This window comes from Stenotrophomonas sp. STEN031 (assembly GCF_056759975.1).
In genome coordinates this window covers 19,981-37,937 of record NZ_JBRREA010000031.1, presented here as the reverse complement: position 1 = coordinate 37,937, position 17,957 = coordinate 19,981, and the positions used below count along the sequence as shown (strand labels likewise).

Below are 17,957 nucleotides of genomic sequence, written 5' to 3'. Positions count from 1 at the left end.
CCCCGGGGCTGATGGATCGCGTTTTTTCTCAATCGCCAACTCGTATCGAGGCTACCCATAATGAATCACCCTCGCATCCGGATGTCCAAGCTCACCCTTGGTCTTGTCGCCGCACTTGCGGCTGCTCCGGCTTTCGCCCAGAACACCTCCGCCGGCGTCGGCGGCCAGGTCACCAACAACGGCGGCCAGCCGGTTGCTGGTGCTGAAGTCACCATCACCCACGTTGAGTCGGGCACGGTCAGCCGCGCGACCACCGATGCGTCGGGTCGTTACAACGCACGCGGCCTGCGCGTGGGTGGCCCGTACACCATCACCATCATCAAGTCCGGTGAAGGCACCAAGACCGAAGAAGGCGTCTACCTGAGCCTGAGCCAGACCAACACCGTCAACGGCACCCTGGGTGGCGATCTTGCCGCTACCAACCTGGAAGCCGTGCAGGTGATGGCCGTGGCCGGTGGTTCGGACGTGTTCAGCGCGAACAAGATGGGTGCCGGTACCTCGGTGTCGCAGCAGCAGATCGAAGCGCTGCCGTCGATCAACCGCAACATCCAGGACTACGTGCGTCTTGATCCGCGCATCAGCCAGAGCGACAAGTCGCGTGGCGAACTGACCGTTGGTGGCCAGAACCCGCGCTTCAACGCCATCCGCATCGACGGCATCAACACCAGCGACACCTTCGGCCTGGAATCCAACGGCTTCCCGACCATGCGTCAGCCGGTTTCGATGGATGCCATCGAAGCCATCAACATCGACGTGTCCAACTACGACACCACCATCACCGGCGCAACCGGTGCTGTGGTCGACGCAGTGACCAAGTCGGGTACCAACGAATTCCATGGCTCGGTCTACGGCACCTACCGTGACAAGGACATGGTGGGTGATCACCCGGTCACCGACGCCAAGTTCACCGGCTTTGAAGACGAGAAGACCTGGGGTGCCACCTTCGGCGGCCCGATCATCAAGGACAAGCTGTTCTTCTTCGCAAACTACGAGAAGTACGAGCGCAGCCGCGCCGCCCAGTCCTACGGCCCGCGTGGCTCCAACGCCACCAACGTGGTCGACATCGATCCGGCCTTCATCGCTGAAGCACAGAAGATCGCCAAGGACGTCTACGGCGTCGACATCGGTACCCTGGACGCTCCGGCTGAAACCAAGCAGGAAGTGGAAGAGTACGCCGTCAAGCTGGACTGGAACATCAACGACGACCACCGCGTCTCGGCACGTTTCTCCAAGCTGGAACAGGTTGATCCGAACCTGGTCGGCAGCAGCCGCTCCACCTCCTACGGTGGTCACGGCATCTCCACCGCCGGTCCGGCGCTGGGCCTGAGCAGCCGTTGGTACGACATCAACAAGGAAGTGAAGACCAACGTCATCCAGCTGTTCAGCGACTGGAACGAGAACTTCTCCACCGAGTTCAAGGTCGGCCGCCGTACCTATGACTCGTTGAGCAACGTCTACTCCAAGCTGCCGCAGATCATCATCGGCGGTGGCCCGGGCAACACTGCAGTTGCTCCGCCGTACCTCAATGCCGGTGCCGACGAATTCCGTCACGGCAACGACATCAGCACCAAGACCACCAATGCCTATGGCGCCGCCAACTGGTACCTGGGTGATCACACCCTGAAGTTCGGTTTCGATTGGGAATCCAACGAAATCTACAACCTGTACGCGCAGAACATCTGGGGCACCTATGGCTTTGCCAACCTGGATGATTTCCGCAATGGCCACTACTGGGTGTATGACCTGAATGCGCCGGTTCCGGGCAAGGGCATGGATTCGGTGGCGATGGAATACAAGCATCGCAACACCGGCCTGTTCGTGCAGGACACCTGGGCGGTCAACTACAACCTGAACCTGATGTTCGGCCTGCGCGTCGACATTCCGGATCTGGACGACGTGCCGGTGCACAACCTGCTGGTGCAGGAGATCTACGGTTATGACAACCGCCAGACCCTGGACAAGGCGTTGGTGCAGCCGCGCTTCGGCTTCAACTACACCTTCGACTACGACCGTCCGACGCAGCTGCGTGGTGGCCTGGGCCTGTTCCAGGGTGCAGCGGCCAATGTGTGGGTGGGTAACTCCTACCAGAACAGTGGTTTCGGTCTGATCGGCTACAACCAGCGCATCACCGCCAACATGACCCAGGCGCAGCGCGAAGCGATCTGGGCGAACCTGCCGGTCTCGCTGGATCCGAACAACCCGACCGTGCCGTCGCCGGCCTCGGGCTACGCGATGATGGTCAACCTGATGGAAAAGGACATCGCACAGCCGTCGGTGTGGAAGGCCAACCTGGCGTTCGATCACGAACTGCCGTGGTACGGCGTCGTGGGCTCGGTTGAGTTGCTGTACACCAAGGTCAAGGATGCGATTGCATTCCAGCGCCTGGATCTGGGCAACGTCAATGCGGTGCGCGGCCAGGATGGTCGTGACATGTACTGGGTGAACCCGTACACCGCGACCGGCGTGCGCGCCGGCAGCAACACCGGCGTCGGCGCTATCGCCGACACCATCCCGGGCTACGAGAACGTGACCGGCTGGCACAACGATGGCGTGATCCTGCTGAAGAACACCGACAAGGGTCGCAGCTACCAGTTCACCGCCAGCCTGAGCAAGCCGCTGACCGACGTCTGGGGCTGGTCGCTGGGTTACACCTACACCGACGCTACCGAAGTCAGCCCGCTGACCTCGTCGCGTGCGATCTCCAACTGGAACAACATCGCCGGCGTGAATCCGAACGACGTGGTTGCTTCGACCTCCAACTACGAGGTCAAGAACCGCTTCACCGGCAGCCTGCAGTTCCGCAAGGCGTTCTTCGGTGACAACTACACGACCTTCTCGATGTTCTACGAAGGCCGTTCGGGCCTGCCGTACAGCTGGCGCTTCCTGAACGACGCCAACGGCGACGGCTACAGCAACGACCTGTTCTACGTGCCGGCTGGCCGTGGTGACGTGAAGTTCGTTGGTGGCGCTTCGATGGAAGATGCGTTCTTCGCATGGCTGGATGGCCAGGAAGGCCTGGCCGGTTACGGCGGCAAGATCGCGCCGCGCAACAGCCAGCGCAATGCCTGGGTCAACACCTTCGACGTGCGTATCAGCCAGGAACTGCCGACCTTCTTCAAGGGTCACAAGGCCGAGATCTGGTTGGACATCATGAACGTCGGCAACCTGCTGAATAAGGACTGGGGACAGGTCAGCTACGCCTCGCCGTTCAGCGACCGCGGTGCTGCAACCTTCAAGGGCATCGACCAGGCAACCGGCAAGTACATCTACGACTTCGATCCGAGCAAGGTCACCAAGGTCAACCTGACCGATTGGGAATCGCGCTGGTCGATGCAGGTCGGCTTCCGCTACAAGTTCTGATCGTTTGACTGATCGGATGTAAACCGAAAACGGCCGGGGCAACCCGGCCGTTTTCTTTTTAATGGAGGGAGCGCTAAAGTCGATCGCCATAGAGGAAGGAGCAGTTGTGGAAATGAGCAAGAATGACGTGGCAGCGAGGGCGCTGCCGGTGCAGGACGCACGCATCTATCCGCGCGGTGGTCTGGACGTGTTGTCGCGGGCGGAAGTGGCGCGGTTGCGCGACGCTTCCAGTGGCGGCATGCATGAGCTGTTGCGCCGGTGTGCGCTGGCGGTGCTGACCAGTGGCAGTGCCTCCGATGACCCGCGCGCTGCGCGCGATCTGTATCCGGACTTCGATGTCCAGGTGACCCAGCAGGATCGCGGCGTTCGCATCGATCTGAGCAATGCGCCGGCGGCTGCATTCGTCGATGGTGAAATCATCCGCGGTATTGCCGAGTTGTTGTTCTCGGTGGTTCGCGACCTGGCCTATATGGCCATCGAACTGGGGCCGGAGTACGCCTCGGACCTGGAGACCTCGGACGGCATCACCAATGCGGTGTTCGGCGTGCTGCGCAATGCGCGCATCCTGCAGCCCAGTGACCCGAACCTGGTCGTATGCTGGGGCGGTCACTCGATCTCGCGTGATGAATACCTGTACACCAAGCAGGTGGGGTATGAGCTGGGCCTGCGCAGCCTGGATATCTGCACCGGCTGCGGCCCGGGTGCGATGAAGGGACCGATGAAGGGCGCCACCATCGCCCACGCCAAGCAGCGCAAGACCAATACGCGCTACATCGGCATCACCGAGCCGGGCATCATCGCGGCCGAGTCGCCGAACCCGATCGTCAACCACCTGGTGATCATGCCGGACATCGAGAAGCGCCTAGAAGCCTTCGTGCGGCTCGGCCACGGCATCATCGTGTTCCCCGGCGGCGTCGGCACGGCGGAGGAGATCCTCTACCTGCTCGGCATCCTGCTGCGCGAGGAGAACAAGGACCTGCCGTTCCCGTTGATCCTAAGTGGCCCGGCCATCGCGGCACCTTACTTCCAGCAGATCGACCGATTCATCCGCCTGACCCTGGGTGACAAGGCGGCCGAACGCTATGAGATCATCGTCGGTGACCCGGTCGGCGTGGCCCGCAAGATGTCGCAGGGTATCAAGCGGGTGCGCGAATTCCGCCTGGCGCAGCGCGATTCGTTCTTCTACAACTGGCAGGTCGACATTCCGTTGGCCTACCAGCAGCCCTTCGTGCCCACCCATGAAGCGATGGCTGGCCTGGACCTGCACAAGGGGCGTCCGGCCCCGGACCTGGCGGCCGACCTCCGCCGCGCGTTCTCCGGCATCGTCGCCGGCAACGTCAAGGAAGAGAGCATGGCCAGGATCGAGGAGTTCGGCCCGTTCAAGATCCATGGCGATGCCGAAATGATGCAGGCCCTGGATGAACTGTTGCGGGCTTTCGTCGAGCAGCGCCGCATGAAGATCTCAGGCGAGTACCATCCCTGTTATCAAGTGGTGGCGTGAACGAACGCCACTGCCTGTCCGCAGGTGGTGGCCTGAATTTGTGATGGAAGAGGACTTTTCATGTCCTCTTCACATTAATTAATTCTTCGTTCTGTCTTTTCCTTGCCTCGCAAGAGGCGTGGTGGCATGCTGCGGACAGCACGCTGGGGAGCGTATTGCATGAGCGGTAAACGGGGAGCAGGTTTCAGCCTGGTCGAACTGATGATCACCTTGGTGGTCTTGGCTATTCTTGCGGCCGTCGCGTTTCCTAACTTTCAGGGCGTGATGCGCTCGAATCAGGTTGCGACAACCACCAACGAATTATTGGCGTCCTTGTCCTTGGCCCGTGCCGAGGCGATCAAGAGCGCCCGCGGCGCGGGCGTGTGCGCCAGTACCGCGGGAGCAGCCTGTGATGGCGCCACCTGGGGCGACGGCTGGATGGTTTGGACGGATGCCAACGGCAACGGTGCGTTCGACGCCGGTGAAGCCGTAGTGCGTGTTTCCCCCGGTAGTCCCAAGGTTGTCGCCGACGACGCCGACCTGGTAATCGCCTTCGATTCGCGTGGGCGTCGCCGTTCGCAGGCCGCGCAGGCCATTGCCCTGCAGCCTGCCGATTGCGGCGGGCAGGCCTTGCTGCGCACGGTGTCCATCAACCAGACCGGGCAGACCAAGGTTGCCAAGGGTGCTTGCCCATGAACAAAGTTCGCCACATGCGCCGCACCTTCGGCAGGCAGGGGCAGGTTGGCTTCACCCTGATCGAAGTGATGATTGCAGTTCTTGTGCTTGGCGTTGGCCTGTTGGGTCTGGCGCTGTTGCAGACGATGAACGTTCGCTTCGTGCAGAGCGCCAATTACCGTACCCAGGCGACCAACCTGGCCTACGAGGTACTTGATCAGGTGCGCGCCAATCGCATCTCCAAGGCTGCGTATGCGGGCAACTACGACGCGTTGACCGCAGATGCGGACTGTGTGGCGCCAACCGGCGCCAATGTGACGCCAGCGTTGTTCCGCAAGGCCTTGCAATGCAGGATCGGCAAGGTGCTTGGGGCTGACAGCACTGCGGCGGTGGTGGTCAACGGAGATGTAGTCACTGTGACGATGACCTGGGATGACGAGCGCTGGCGGGTTGGTGGGAATGATGGGCAGGTTGTTTTGAGGTCGCAGCTATGAGTCGTCTGTCTACCCTCTACCGCATGCGTGGTTTGACACTGATCGAGCTGATGATCGCAATGCTGATCGGCACGATCCTCATCCTCGGCATCGTGCAGGTGTTTGCGAGTTCGCGCGCCGCTTACCAGCTCTCCGAAGGCTTGGCGCGGGTGCAGGAAAATGGTCGCTTTGCAATGGATTACCTGCAACGCGACATTCGTATGGCCGGCCATTTCGGCTGCGTCAATGACCAGGCGATGATGCGGCAGAACCCGCCGGCATTGAGTACGACGTTTGCCGCCGGCGCGCATCCAGCGCTCAATTTTGGCGTATCCATTCAAGGCTATGAGGCGACGGGAACCGGGCCGGGGAGCAATGACGTTTCCTTGTCGGCAACCGGTGCGGCTGACTTTGCGCCGGCCCTGCCTGCGGAGTTCTCCGCGCAGATGGCGGATGCGGTGGCCGGCAGTGACGTGATCGTGCTGCGTTACCTGGCGCCGGAGGGTGTCCCGGTTACTTCGACGACGGGTACGTCCGCGGCGCCGGTGTTCCATTTTGACAGCAGTCGCTGGAGCGTGCTGCAGAGCGGAGTGGCCAATCCCGGTGTTTTCGGCGTGGGCGACTGCATGGGCGCGGCAGTGTTTCAGGCGCAGGCCACCGGAGCGGCGGCGGGCACGGTGACGCTGGGCGCGCCGCCCAACAATACGGTCGCCTTGAGCAAGGTGTTCACGCCTGGCCAGGCGGTGTTGTACCGCGCAGAAAACGCGATTTATTACGTGGCCACCAATGCCACCGGCGGGCGTTCCCTGTACCGGCTACGCTTCCTGTTTGCGCCAAACGCGGCCAACCCCGTGGTCGACAAGGAAGAGCTGGTCGAAGGCGTGGAGAGCATGCAGCTGTTGTTTGGGCAGGATCGTGAGCTCAATGCGAATAATCCGCCGACGGGTTACATCGACCGGCAATACACCGCAGCGGTCATCGAGACCAATTCACCAACAGCAATCGAGAACGCCTGGCGTCGAGTGGGTGCGGTGCAGGTTGGCTTGGTGATGGCCAGTCCCGATCGGGCGGCAGCTGATCAGGCAAGTGCTGCAAACAAGCTCAACGCACTGGGAGTGACGTTTGCGGCACCGGCGGACAGGCGCTTCCGCTCGGTGTACCAGAGCACCATTGCACTGCGGAATCGCCTTTATGGCAATTGAGGGAGCCATGTACAGAATGAGAGGGTTCCGGCCACGGCGCGCGCAGCAGGGTGCAGTGCTCTATATCGCGCTGATACTTTTGATATTGCTTGCCCTTATCGGCATCGTCGGCATGCGGGTCACTGGTATGCAGGAGCGGATGTCGGCCAACTACATGCGCACCAATCAGGCGTTTCAGCAGGCAGAGATGGCTGCACGCGTCATCGAAACAAACATCCAGACCGCCATTGACGGCGCCAGCGGCACTTATCCCGCCAATCAGGAAATCTGTTCGCCGGTGTTCGATCCGCTGACCTGGGCAGAAGGCATCTCCGCTGCCAGCGCGACCTACACCCGGCGGATTGACAAATGTTTTGCGGCGTCCAGCCTCAAACTCGGCGCGAAGCAGAGCGAGCAGACCGGCAATATCTACGAAGTCACAGTGTTGTCCAGCGACGACCCTGCAAATGCCTCCGCTACGGCGGTCATCGACACGATCTTTATCCCATGAACATGAAACGTCGTCTCTCATCCGTGGCCGGATCAAAGTGGCTCAAGATCGGTGGTGGCCTGGGGGCCATCGGTGGCTTGCTGCTGGTGGTGTCGAACCTGCCGGCAGCGTTGGGTGATTACAACCTGTCGCAGTCGCCGCTGTATCTGTCGCAATCGCAGCCGCCATTGATGATGATGGTGATGTCGCGCGACGAGCAGCTGTTCAACAAGGCGTACAGCGACTACACCGATCTCAATCCCGACGATAACGACGGCATCGAAACCACGTACAAGAATTCGTTCGAGTATGCGGGGTACTTTGATTCGAAGCTGTGTTACGCCTATACCACGTCGTCTTCCACGTTCAAGGCGACGGGTCCGGCCAATGGGCACTATTGTGACTCGGCGACTGGCCGCTGGTCGGGCAATTTCCTGAATTGGGCGACGATGAGTCGTCTGGATATTCTGCGGCAGGTGCTTTACGGCGGCCAGCGCAGCACGGATACCAACAACAAGACTGTTCTTGAACGTGCGCCCATTCCCAACGATCTGCATGCCTGGGTCAAGGTATACAGCGGTTCGGATCTGAGCAAGCTGACGCCGCAGACCGAGAAGATCGTTTCCATCTGCAATGCGACGACAAGCAGTGGTGGTGCGCCACTGATGCAGGTCGCGGCGGGCAATACGGCGTACACCGAATGGGCTTCGACGGCCGGCTACCAGTGCGGCGCGCCGCGCTCTGGCGAGGCGAAGAACGATGCGCCCTCCAGTGCAACCAACATGACGGTTCGGGTGGAGGTCTGTGATCCAGCCGCCGCGGCGGCCACCGCGAATCGACGCGAATCTTTCTGTCGCAAGTACAGTGACGGCAGTGCGGATTCCTATAAGCCGGCGGGTCTGCTGCAGGAATATGGAGAGAGTGGACGGCTTCGCTTCGGCCTGATTTCCGGCACCTATGCCAATCCCCGCGATGGTGGCGTGCTGCGCAAGAATATCGGCAAGCTGGCGGGTAACAGTACGGGGAATTGCACGGCGGGCTCGGGCGATGAGATCAACCTCTCGACAGGGCAATTCTGTACTGAGAACACCAATACCGTTGGCAGCGTCATCCAGACCATTTCGAATTTCAAACTCGAAGGCTGGAACTACAGCAACAACTGGGATGGCTGTAATTCCTATGGCATCTTGAATCGACAGGGTGACAAGACGCTCACCGATCCGGGCAATGGCAGCTACAAGTGCAGCGCCTGGGGTAACCCCTTGGCGGAGATGTATTCCGAGGCACTGCGCTACTTCGGCGACATCGGAACGACGCGAACCGCAGCCTACAGTGCAAGTGGTGATCAGGCCGGTCTGCCGACGTCGGTGGCCTGGCTTGATCCCTATCGCGCGCCCTCGGCGGGCGGCAACTCCTACTGCGCCGCTTGCAACATCCTGGTGATGTCGTCGGGCTTGCCGTCGTTTGACAGCGACAACGTGCAGTCGGTTCCCCGTCTGCAGAGTGCGGCTGCGGCAACAACGGCGGTAGGTGCTGCAGAAGGGATCAACGGTCATGCCTATTCGATAGGGCGCGTCGGGGAAACGCCGCGTTACACCTCCCTGCCTACGCATGAAGATATTTGTACCAGCAAGAACGTCACCGATCTGGGCTTGGCGCGAGGCATCTGCCCCGATATTCCTTCGATGGAGGGTAGTTACCTGCTGGCTGGCCTTGCCTATGCGGGCGCTACTACTGATCTGCGACCGGGGCTGCAGGGCAAGGACGACACAACGCACAAGGTGACAACGACCACCTATGCGGTGGCGATGGCGGAGACGCTGCCCAAGTTCGATATTGCCTTGCCTGGCGGCAAGATTTCGCTGGCGCCGCTATGCCAGGCCAACAACTCGGGCACGGCAACTGCTGCCACCAGCAACTGGCGCAGCTGCTTCCTGGGTTCCGTTGGTGTTGGTGCGAAGACTGCCACCGTGTCGCCTAACCACGTGTACGGCAGGGCGCTGCGCACGGATGGCAAGGCGGGTAGCTTCTCGTTGGTGTGGGAAGACTCGCTGTGGGGCAACGACCACGATAACGACGTGGTGTCGATGCTGACTTATTGCATCGGTGCCACCTGTGACGATAAAACCAACCCCAAGAATACAACCACCACCAAGGACATCTGCTGGCGCGCCGATGGTGGTGGTTGCACCGCCGGTCAATTGAATGTGGGCGACAACGAGGTTCTGATCCGGATCGAGAATCTTTCCGCCTATGCCGGCAACGCAATGCTCACCGGCTATTCGATCTCGGGTTCGAACAATGACGGTGTCAAGCGCCTGCTGCTGCGGCCGGGCGACAACAATGGCTCTGTGCTGAGCACGACCGATGCCGCCCCAAATTCCTGGACCAAGGCGCAGGTGTTGCGCTTCCGGTTGGGGACCTCGTCCACCGGCGCATTGGAGAGTCCGTTGTGGTACGCCGCCAAGTACGGCGGCTTCAATGACAAGAACAGGAATGGCATCCCCGACGCGGGCGAGTGGGACTCGATCAAGGCCGGGTCACCGGACAATTACTTCCTGGCGCGCAACCCGGCGGAGCTGGGCAAGCGCCTGGGCGATATCTTCGAAGCCGCGGCTGGCAGCAACTCCAAGGTCTCGGGCGGCTCGGCGGGTGCGCGCATCTCTACCGACTCGCTGACGGTCACGGCGGGTTTCAACGTGCCGATCGACTCGAACGACTGGACCGGTGATGTCTCTGCAACCCGCGTCGCTGCCGACGGCACCGACGGTGCTGTGCTGTGGAGTGCGGCGGCCAAGCTGGACCCGAGTGCACGCCGTATTTACATGGTGAAGACCGCCAACAACGTCGATGGCAGTGGTGCGAATGTGCCTGTCACCGCAGGTGCATTCACCAGCGCCAATGTTCCGGGCACAACGCGGGAGCAGAAGCTGGCGGCAATGGGACTGGAGACAATCCCGACCTGGTTCGGATCGCGCACGGTCGATACGCTTATCGGCTATCTGAAGGGCGGTGCGGTTGCAGGTTTGCGCACGCGCTCCTCGCTGATGGGGGATGTCGTGAATTCGTCGCCGGTAGTGGTCACGCCGCGCGATGACTATGGGTTTGGTGCATGGGCAGGGCAGACCGATCTGGCCTGGAAAAACGGGTTGGGGGTGAGTTACAAGACCTTCCTTGCCTCCAAGCTGTCCTCTGCAAAGCCGATGGTTTACGTGGGCGCCAACGACGGCATGCTGCATGCGTTTGATGCATCCAACGACACCAATGGCGGTGTGGAGCGGTTTGGCTTCATTCCATCCACGGCGTTGTCGCATATGGCGGAGCTGGCCAATCCCAGCTACGTGCACCGCTACTACGTCGACGGCCTGATCGCGACATCGGACGTCTATTACGGCAGCAGTTGGAAGACCGTGCTGGTGGGCTCCACCGGCGCTGGCGCCGCCTCGGTTGCGCCATCGGCGACGGTTGGCGGGTTTGGTTCGATGTTCGGCCTGGATGTATCGGCCCCCACCACCTTTGATCAGACCAAGGTGCTTTGGGAGATTACCGGCAAGAATGACAGTGACATGGGCTTCGCGCTGGGCAAGCCTGTCATCGTGCCGATAGCCAGCGCCACTGGCGTCCGCTTCGTGGCGATCTTCGGCAATGGCGTCAACTCGGCCAGTGGCCGTGCTGTGCTGTTCGTGGTCGATATCCAGACCGGCGAAATACTGGCCAAGCTGAGGCCTACCGATGCGGCATACGCCGGGCGCAATGGTGTGATGAATGTCGCGGCGGTATCGCTGAACAACAGCAGTGGCTTGGCGGACACTGTTTATGCCGGCGACATGCAGGGAAATATCTGGAAATACAACCTTTCCAGCCCGACGCCGAGTGCGTGGTCGGTGGCCTTCTCGGGTACGCCGTTGTTCACTGCGGTCAAGGATGGCGTGGCACAGCCGATTACCGGCGGTATCGAGGTTGCGGCGGGCCCGGGTGGTGGCGTCAGCCTGTTCTTCGGTACCGGCCGCTACTTCGCGGTAGGTGACAATACCGGCGGTACCGGATTGCCGGTGCAGAGCCTCTACGGCATTACCGATGATCTTTCGACAACCGCCATCACCACCGGTCGTGACGCACTGGTTGGACAGGCGGTGATGGCGGCTACTGCGTCCGGTGGGCACGAGATTCGAGGCGTGACCAATAACCCGGTCAGTTATGTCAGCAAGCGTGGCTGGTATGTCGACCTGAAGGTTGTGACCGGCAACGCGGTCGGTGAGCGCTTCATCGGTACGCCGAGCATCCAGAACGGCAAGGTGTTCTTCACGACTTTCACGCCGGGTGAGGCGGCGTGCTCGGCGGGTGGCGGCGTGAACTGGCTGTACGGTCTGGATATCCTTTCCGGTGCAGGTGGCTTGTCCGGGCTGAGTTTGACGCCCGGTGGTGACCCGATGTGCACCGGGAACTGCGGTGGTGTTTCCCTGAACAACGCGGACAACCCGACATCACCACCCGTGAAGGACTCGAGTATTTTCGTGCCGAAACTTGCGCCATGCGACCCGACGGATCCGGCCTGTACGCTGGACAAGCAGATCCAGAGTGAAATGTGCACCTTCGTCCTGCGCGCTGTTGGTGCGCCGCCGCTGTACATGCCGCGGCCGTGTGGGCGACAGTCTTGGCGTCAGGTCCGGTAACGGGGGATGAAAATGAATTCTGGTTTCGCGTTGAAGAAGGCCGTCCGTGGCTTCACCCTGATCGAACTGATGATCGTGGTCGTGGTGATCGCGGTACTCGCCGCGATCGCCTATCCGTCCTATCAGGAGTACGTGCGCAAGGCGCGGCGTACGCAGGCCAAGGCGGACATCCTCGAGTACATGCAGTTGGCCGAGCGCTATCACACGGTCAACAACACCTATGTTGGGTTCACATTGTTGGCGGATCAGCAGCGTTCACCGCGCGAAGGTGGCACAGCGTGGTATACGATCGCCATCAACCCGGCGGCAACCGCCAATGCCATCACGCTGGTGGCAACGGTTTCGGCGAGTACGGCCCAGGCCAAGGACAAGTGTGGCAATCTCTCCATCACCCAGGCGGGTGCCAAGGGCAACACCAAGGGGTCGACGGCGGATTGCTGGTGATCCTGGTGTTGCCCTCCGCGGTTTGACTCTGTAGAATGCGCACCTCGCCCGAATAGCTCAGCCGGTTAGAGCACTTGACTGTTAATCAGGGGGTCGTTGGTTCGAGTCCAACTTCGGGCGCCATTTTTGAAAAGACCACGAGTGATCGTGGTCTTTTTTTATGTGCAGGGTTCTGGCTGGCGAGGGCGCTCACTGCGCGTGCGGCCAAGGTTGTTTATCACCACTTTTCCCTGCAACTGGCCTGCGTGGCAGAAGTAGAAGGTAGTGTTGCTACCCGCGCTGCGACCATCGGCTTGGAAGCGAATGCGCTTGCGCGAGGTGCCTGTCCTGATCGTCGCGCCAGCGGGCAGGGGTTCTTGGGGCGTGGCGAGCAGGACGTCGGCAGGTGATCCCGGCTGTGCTTTGCGGCCGCCGTCCAGGTACATGAGGCGGCCGCTGCTCCAGTCGCTGTCTGTCCGGCACAACACGCCATCCCGGCTTGGACACAGGCTGACGGGGGTGCTGCGGGTTATTGCGGTGCTGCGGGCCATGGCGAGTTGTGCATGCAGGAGCAGCATCTGTTGCCGAATCCGTTGCTGGGTCAGCATCTGTGTGGTGTGGGGCAGTGCAATGGCGGCCGTCAGCATCAGGATCGCCACGCAGATAAGTATTTCCAGCAGGCTGATGCCAGCAGAGGCTGAACGGCTGCCGATTTGCGCTTTCATGGTCGTTCATTGCCCGCAGCTGGGCGATCATCATCGTCAGCCGGCGTGTTTCGGCCCATCGTCCAAGCCCGGGATGAATCGTAGGTAGCCGGGATGGCGGGCTGTCACGCTGGCGCTGGATATACTGAGGGGTCACTTGAGGTCCCTTCGCCATGTCAGACGACAGCTTCCAGCTCGTATCGCCGTATTCGCCTGCCGGCGACCAACCGGCCGCCATCGAAAAGCTGGTGGCCAACTTCGAGGCCGGTATCGCCAAGCAGACCCTGCTGGGTGTGACCGGTTCCGGCAAGACCTACACGATTGCCAATGTAGTACAGCAGGTGCAGCGCCCGACGCTGGTGATGGCGCCGAACAAGACCCTGGCGGCGCAGTTGTACGGCGAGTTCAAGGCGTTCTTCCCGAACAACGCGGTGGAGTACTTCGTCAGCTACTACGATTACTACCAGCCCGAAGCCTATGTGCCGTCGTCGGACACCTTCATCGAGAAGGACAGCTCGATCAACGAGCACATCGAGCAGATGCGTCTTGCTGCGACCAAGACCCTGTTGTCGCGGCCGGATGCGATCGTAGTGGCGACGGTGTCGGCCATTTACGGCCTCGGCGCGCCGGAAGACTATCTGTCGCTGCGCCTTATCCTGTCCAAGGGCGAGCGCATCGACCAGCGTGACCTGATCAAGCATCTGACCCAGCTGCAATACACCCGCAACGAGTACGAGCTGCAGCGCGGCACCTTCCGGGTGCGCGGTGAGGTGATCGATGTGTTCCCGGCCGAGCTGGACAGCGAGGCGCTGCGCATCGAGTTGTTCGATGGTGACATCGAGCAACTGAGCATGTTCGACCCGCTGACCGGCGAAAGCCTGCGCAAGATGCAGCGCTACACCATCTATCCGAAGACCCATTACGCGACCACGCGTGAGCGTGTGCTGGCGGCGGTCGAGACCATCAAGGTCGAGCTGAAGGAGCGGCTGGAGCAGTTGTACGCGCAGAACAAGCTGGTCGAAGCGCAGCGTCTGGCGCAGCGCACCCAGTACGACCTGGAAATGATGGCAGAGGTTGGCTATTGCAACGGCATCGAGAACTACTCGCGTCACCTCACCGGCAAGGCGGCTGGCGATCCGCCGCCGACCCTGTTCGATTACCTGCCACCGGATGCGTTGCTGGTCATCGACGAATCGCACGTGACCATTCCGCAGATCGGTGCCATGTACAAGGGCGATCGTTCGCGCAAGGAAACCCTGGTCGAATTCGGCTTCCGCCTGCCTTCAGCGTTGGACAACCGTCCGCTGCGCTTCGAAGAGTGGGAGGCACGTTCTCCGCGCGCCATCTATGTGTCGGCGACGCCGGGTCCGTACGAACTTCGCGAGTCGGGCGATGACATCACCGAGCTGGTGGTGCGCCCGACCGGCCTGATCGATCCGCAGGTGGAGATCCGCCCGGTTGGCACCCAGGTCGATGATCTGATGTCGCAGGCGACTGAGCGCATCAAGATGGGCGACCGCGTGCTGGTCACCACCTTGACCAAGCGCATGGCCGAAAACCTCACCGAGTACCTGGGTGAACACGGCATCCGCGTGCGCTACCTGCACTCGGACGTGGATACGGTGGAGCGCGTGGAAATCATCCGCGACCTGCGCCTGGGCAAGTTCGATGTGCTGGTTGGCATCAACCTGCTGCGCGAAGGTCTGGACATGCCCGAGGTGTCGTTGGTCGCGATCCTCGATGCCGACAAGGAAGGCTTCCTGCGTTCAACCGGCTCGTTGATCCAGACCATCGGCCGTGCGGCCCGCAATGTGCGAGGCAAGGCCATCCTGTATGCCGACAAGATCACCCGCTCGATGCAGGCGGCGATCGATGAAACGGATCGACGCCGGCAGAAGCAGGTGGAGTACAACGAGGCGCACGGCATCGTGCCGCAGTCGGTGATGCGGCCCATCGTCGACATCCTGGAAGGCGCGCATGAGGAAAGCTCGCCCAAGTCCAATGCGAAGGGCAAGGGTCGGCGCGTGGCTGAGCCCGAGGCGGATTACCTGCCGCTGGAGCCGGCCAGGCTGGCGGCACGCCTCAAGGAGCTGGAGCAGGCGATGTACCAGCACGCCCGCGATCTGGAGTTCGAGGATGCTGCGCGCATACGCGACCAGATCCACCGCCTGAAGGAAGCCAATCTGGGCTGAGGCGGCCCGGTGTGAAATATTTCCAGAAAACGGTTGTTCTTCGTGAAGAGCAGGGTTAAGATACGCGCCCTCGCAACGCTTAATTGTTGTTGAGAAGGGCGGTTAGCTCAGCGGTAGAGCACTACCTTGACATGGTAGGGGTCACAGGTTCGAACCCTGTACCGCCCACCACTTCCTCGGGAAGTGGCCACGAAAGCCCGGCACCGGCCGGGTTTTTTGTTTCCAGGTGATGTTATGCGTTGCAGTACGGCTGATTCGGCCCTTGTGACGTAGAAAGGCTTCAAACGGGCGGTTAGCTCAGCGGTAGAGCACTACCTTGACATGGTAGGGGTCACAGGTTCGAACCCTGTACCGCCCACCACTTGAAACCACGCACCAGCGACGGTTTCGGTGGATTCACGTGACGAACGAATCAGGCCTTCTGGCCTCGCACTCGTACTCCGCCTATCCCGGCAGATCCGGGTATCTCTTGGTTCAGCAAGACCCTTGTGGTCACTCTTCCTGCGCGTCTCGCAGTGCGCTGGATTGCGCGTTGGGCGATGTCGTGTGTGGGTCCCTCGCTACGCCTGTCGCGACAGCGCCTTCATCCATTGCACGGGAGTATCTGTTCGCCTGACGCTGCGAGGTTCACTGGTGTTGGCGGTGGCTGGGTGCCGCGTGCGCTGCTATCCGTTGGCCTCGTCCCGTTGGCTGGCTGGTTGCCCTGTTGAATGTTCGTTGAGGTGGCGTGATGTCCAGTCGTAGGCAGTTTCTTGCCCAGCTTTCTGTTGGTGTTGGTGCGGCGGCATCCGTGAAGATCGGCATGTCTGCGCCGCTGGTGGCGATGGCCGAGTCGCAATGGCGCATGCCCGCGGAGGAGGCGCCGCAGGCGCGTGTATTCCTCGCCTATGCCGCATCCAGGGCGGTCTGGCGCGACTGGGCCGGCCCGGTGAACAGGACGGTTGCGCTGCTCGCCAGGACGATATCGCGCTATCAGCCTGTCACCATTCTGTGTCGCCAGGCGCAGGAGGCGGAGGCCCGGCGCGCCTGCGGCACTGCCAATATCCACTACATGCCGATGCCGCTGGATGACATCTGGGTGCGCGATTACGGCGGCTGTTTCGTGTTCGGGCCTGATGCGCAGCTCGGACTGGCTGATTTCAACTTCAATGGCTGGGGGCGCAAGCAGGCCTTCGCGGCCGATACTGCCGTGGCGAAGACCTTGAGTGGTGATCTGCAGGCACGCTACATACGCAGTCGCCTCATCGGCGAAGGTGGTGGTATCGAGGTGGATGGTGATGGCACGGCGATCATCACCGAGAGTTGCTGGGTCAACGACAACCGCAATCCGGGCATGAGCAGGGCGCAGATCGAGGCTGAATTGAAGTCGCTGCTCGGCCTGCGCAGGATCATCTGGTTGCCGGGGATCAAGGGGCAGGACATCACCGATGCCCATGTTGATTTCTATGCGCGCTTTGCCTCGCCGGGCGTGGTCGTTGCCAACCTGGACAACGACCCGGATTCCTATGATTTCGCGGTTACCCGGCGTCATCTGGAGATTCTGGAGGCAGCCACCGATGCGGCCGGGCGCCGGCTGCAGGTGCATACCCTGTCACCCCCGCAGGCGCCGCGCGACAACATGTATACGCGTGAGGCTGACTATGCAGCGGGCTATATCAATTTCCTGCCGATCAATGGTGCGGTCATCGCTCCCGAGTTCGGTGATGCCGAGGCGGATGCGCGCTGCAGGGATCTGCTGAAGTCGCTCTATCCGGGGCGTGAGATCGTCCAGCTCAATATCGACCCGATCGCTGCCGGTGGTGGCGGCATTCACTGCGTGAGCAAGAATCTTCCGGTTTTCGGCGGGGCTCAGCACCAGCTGGATGCGGCTGGGCACTGAGGATCCGTGTATGTCCGGCCGCTTCGATGGGGTTGGCTGGCCCGTCGGTTGCAGGCGGCAGTGGCTGTGGAGGCCTTCTCGTGGTTGCCGGTTTCACGGGCTTTGCCGGGTTTTCGGGGTGGTGCGGGGTGGCTTGGCCGGCGTGGCTGGGGTGCCTTGATTCCGGTGAAGTCCGGCTGCGAAGGCCGGGGTTCAGGCTTCTGGCGCTGAGGGTGGCATGTGGCGCGGAGAGCCCCAGAGCAGGTTTGCCCTGATTGGTTTAATATCTCCATGACGACCCCTCCGGCAACCAAGGTGGCCCGCGCGAAACGCCGGCCGAGCGTGTGACATGAGCACTACCATCGCCCACTGCTGATCTCCGCCACCGCCCTGATGCAGGCGCCGTCGTGGCGCTTTTTTATTGCCCAGAATTCCGTGAATCCCGTGA

At 61.4% G+C, this 17,957-nt stretch carries 11 protein-coding genes and 3 tRNA genes; 13 read left to right on the top strand and 1 reads right to left on the bottom strand.

All coding sequences use genetic code 11. From position 1 onward, the window contains the following. Positions 1 to 60: 60 nt before the first annotated feature. The 9 genes from ACVOLQ_RS14385 (at position 61) to ACVOLQ_RS14345 (ending at position 12,899) form a co-directional block, all read left to right on the top strand. Positions 61 to 3,360, top strand: coding sequence for a TonB-dependent receptor (locus tag ACVOLQ_RS14385; RefSeq protein ID WP_481528447.1), 3,300 nt, complete (start codon positions 61 to 63; stop codon positions 3,358 to 3,360). 112 nt (positions 3,361 to 3,472) lie between these two features. Further along, positions 3,473 to 4,861 (top strand): nucleotide 5'-monophosphate nucleosidase PpnN, encoded by a 1,389-nt coding sequence (gene ppnN / locus ACVOLQ_RS14380; RefSeq protein WP_313169528.1) that lies wholly within the window; start codon positions 3,473 to 3,475, stop codon positions 4,859 to 4,861. Between the two features lie 159 nt (positions 4,862 to 5,020). After that, on the top strand, positions 5,021 to 5,536 hold the full coding sequence (locus ACVOLQ_RS14375; RefSeq protein WP_313493675.1) for a GspH/FimT family pseudopilin: 516 nt from the start codon (positions 5,021 to 5,023) through the stop codon (positions 5,534 to 5,536). Then, complete coding sequence (gene pilV, locus ACVOLQ_RS14370) at positions 5,533 to 6,009, top strand: type IV pilus modification protein PilV (protein ID WP_481528446.1); 477 nt, start codon at positions 5,533 to 5,535, stop codon at positions 6,007 to 6,009. Before ACVOLQ_RS14375 ends, pilV begins: the two co-directional genes overlap by 4 nt. Beyond that, positions 6,006 to 7,190, top strand: coding sequence for a PilW family protein (locus tag ACVOLQ_RS14365; RefSeq protein WP_313169534.1), 1,185 nt, complete (start codon positions 6,006 to 6,008; stop codon positions 7,188 to 7,190). The genes pilV and ACVOLQ_RS14365 overlap by 4 nt, the downstream gene beginning before the upstream one ends. Positions 7,191 to 7,245: 55 nt before the next feature. Continuing rightward, complete coding sequence (locus ACVOLQ_RS14360; protein ID WP_313169536.1) at positions 7,246 to 7,680, top strand: pilus assembly PilX family protein; 435 nt, start codon at positions 7,246 to 7,248, stop codon at positions 7,678 to 7,680. Then, positions 7,677 to 12,332: a pilus assembly protein gene (locus tag ACVOLQ_RS14355; RefSeq protein ID WP_481528445.1), complete on the top strand. Its 4,656-nt coding sequence runs from the start codon at positions 7,677 to 7,679 to the stop codon at positions 12,330 to 12,332. The genes ACVOLQ_RS14360 and ACVOLQ_RS14355 overlap by 4 nt, the downstream gene beginning before the upstream one ends. 12 nt (positions 12,333 to 12,344) lie before the next feature. Next, entirely contained in the window at positions 12,345 to 12,776 is a 432-nt protein-coding gene (locus ACVOLQ_RS14350) for a type IV pilin protein (RefSeq protein ID WP_481528444.1), read from the top strand. Positions 12,777 to 12,822: 46 nt separating this feature from the next. Beyond that, positions 12,823 to 12,899: transfer RNA gene (locus ACVOLQ_RS14345), tRNA-Asn, on the top strand. A 35-nt stretch (positions 12,900 to 12,934) separates the two neighbouring features. Here ACVOLQ_RS14345 and ACVOLQ_RS14340 read toward each other — a convergent pair. Beyond that, positions 12,935 to 13,480 (bottom strand): GspH/FimT family pseudopilin, encoded by a 546-nt coding sequence (locus ACVOLQ_RS14340; protein WP_313493680.1) that lies wholly within the window; start codon positions 13,478 to 13,480, stop codon positions 12,935 to 12,937. Between the two features lie 152 nt (positions 13,481 to 13,632). On the opposite strand from ACVOLQ_RS14340, the gene uvrB reads away from it, so the two are divergent. The 4 genes from uvrB to ACVOLQ_RS14320 all read left to right on the top strand — a co-directional run bounded on the left by uvrB (position 13,633) and on the right by ACVOLQ_RS14320 (position 17,530). Next, a complete protein-coding gene (gene uvrB, locus ACVOLQ_RS14335; protein ID WP_481528443.1) occupies positions 13,633 to 15,651 on the top strand; it encodes an excinuclease ABC subunit UvrB in 2,019 nt (672 codons plus the stop codon). Between the two features lie 96 nt (positions 15,652 to 15,747). Further along, positions 15,748 to 15,822 (top strand) — tRNA-Val (locus ACVOLQ_RS14330). A gap of 115 nt (positions 15,823 to 15,937) precedes the next feature. Further along, positions 15,938 to 16,012 (top strand) — tRNA-Val (locus ACVOLQ_RS14325). A gap of 369 nt (positions 16,013 to 16,381) precedes the next feature. Next, complete coding sequence (locus tag ACVOLQ_RS14320; RefSeq protein WP_481528442.1) at positions 16,382 to 17,530, top strand: agmatine deiminase family protein; 1,149 nt, start codon at positions 16,382 to 16,384, stop codon at positions 17,528 to 17,530. The last annotated feature ends 427 nt before the right edge of the window (positions 17,531 to 17,957 follow it).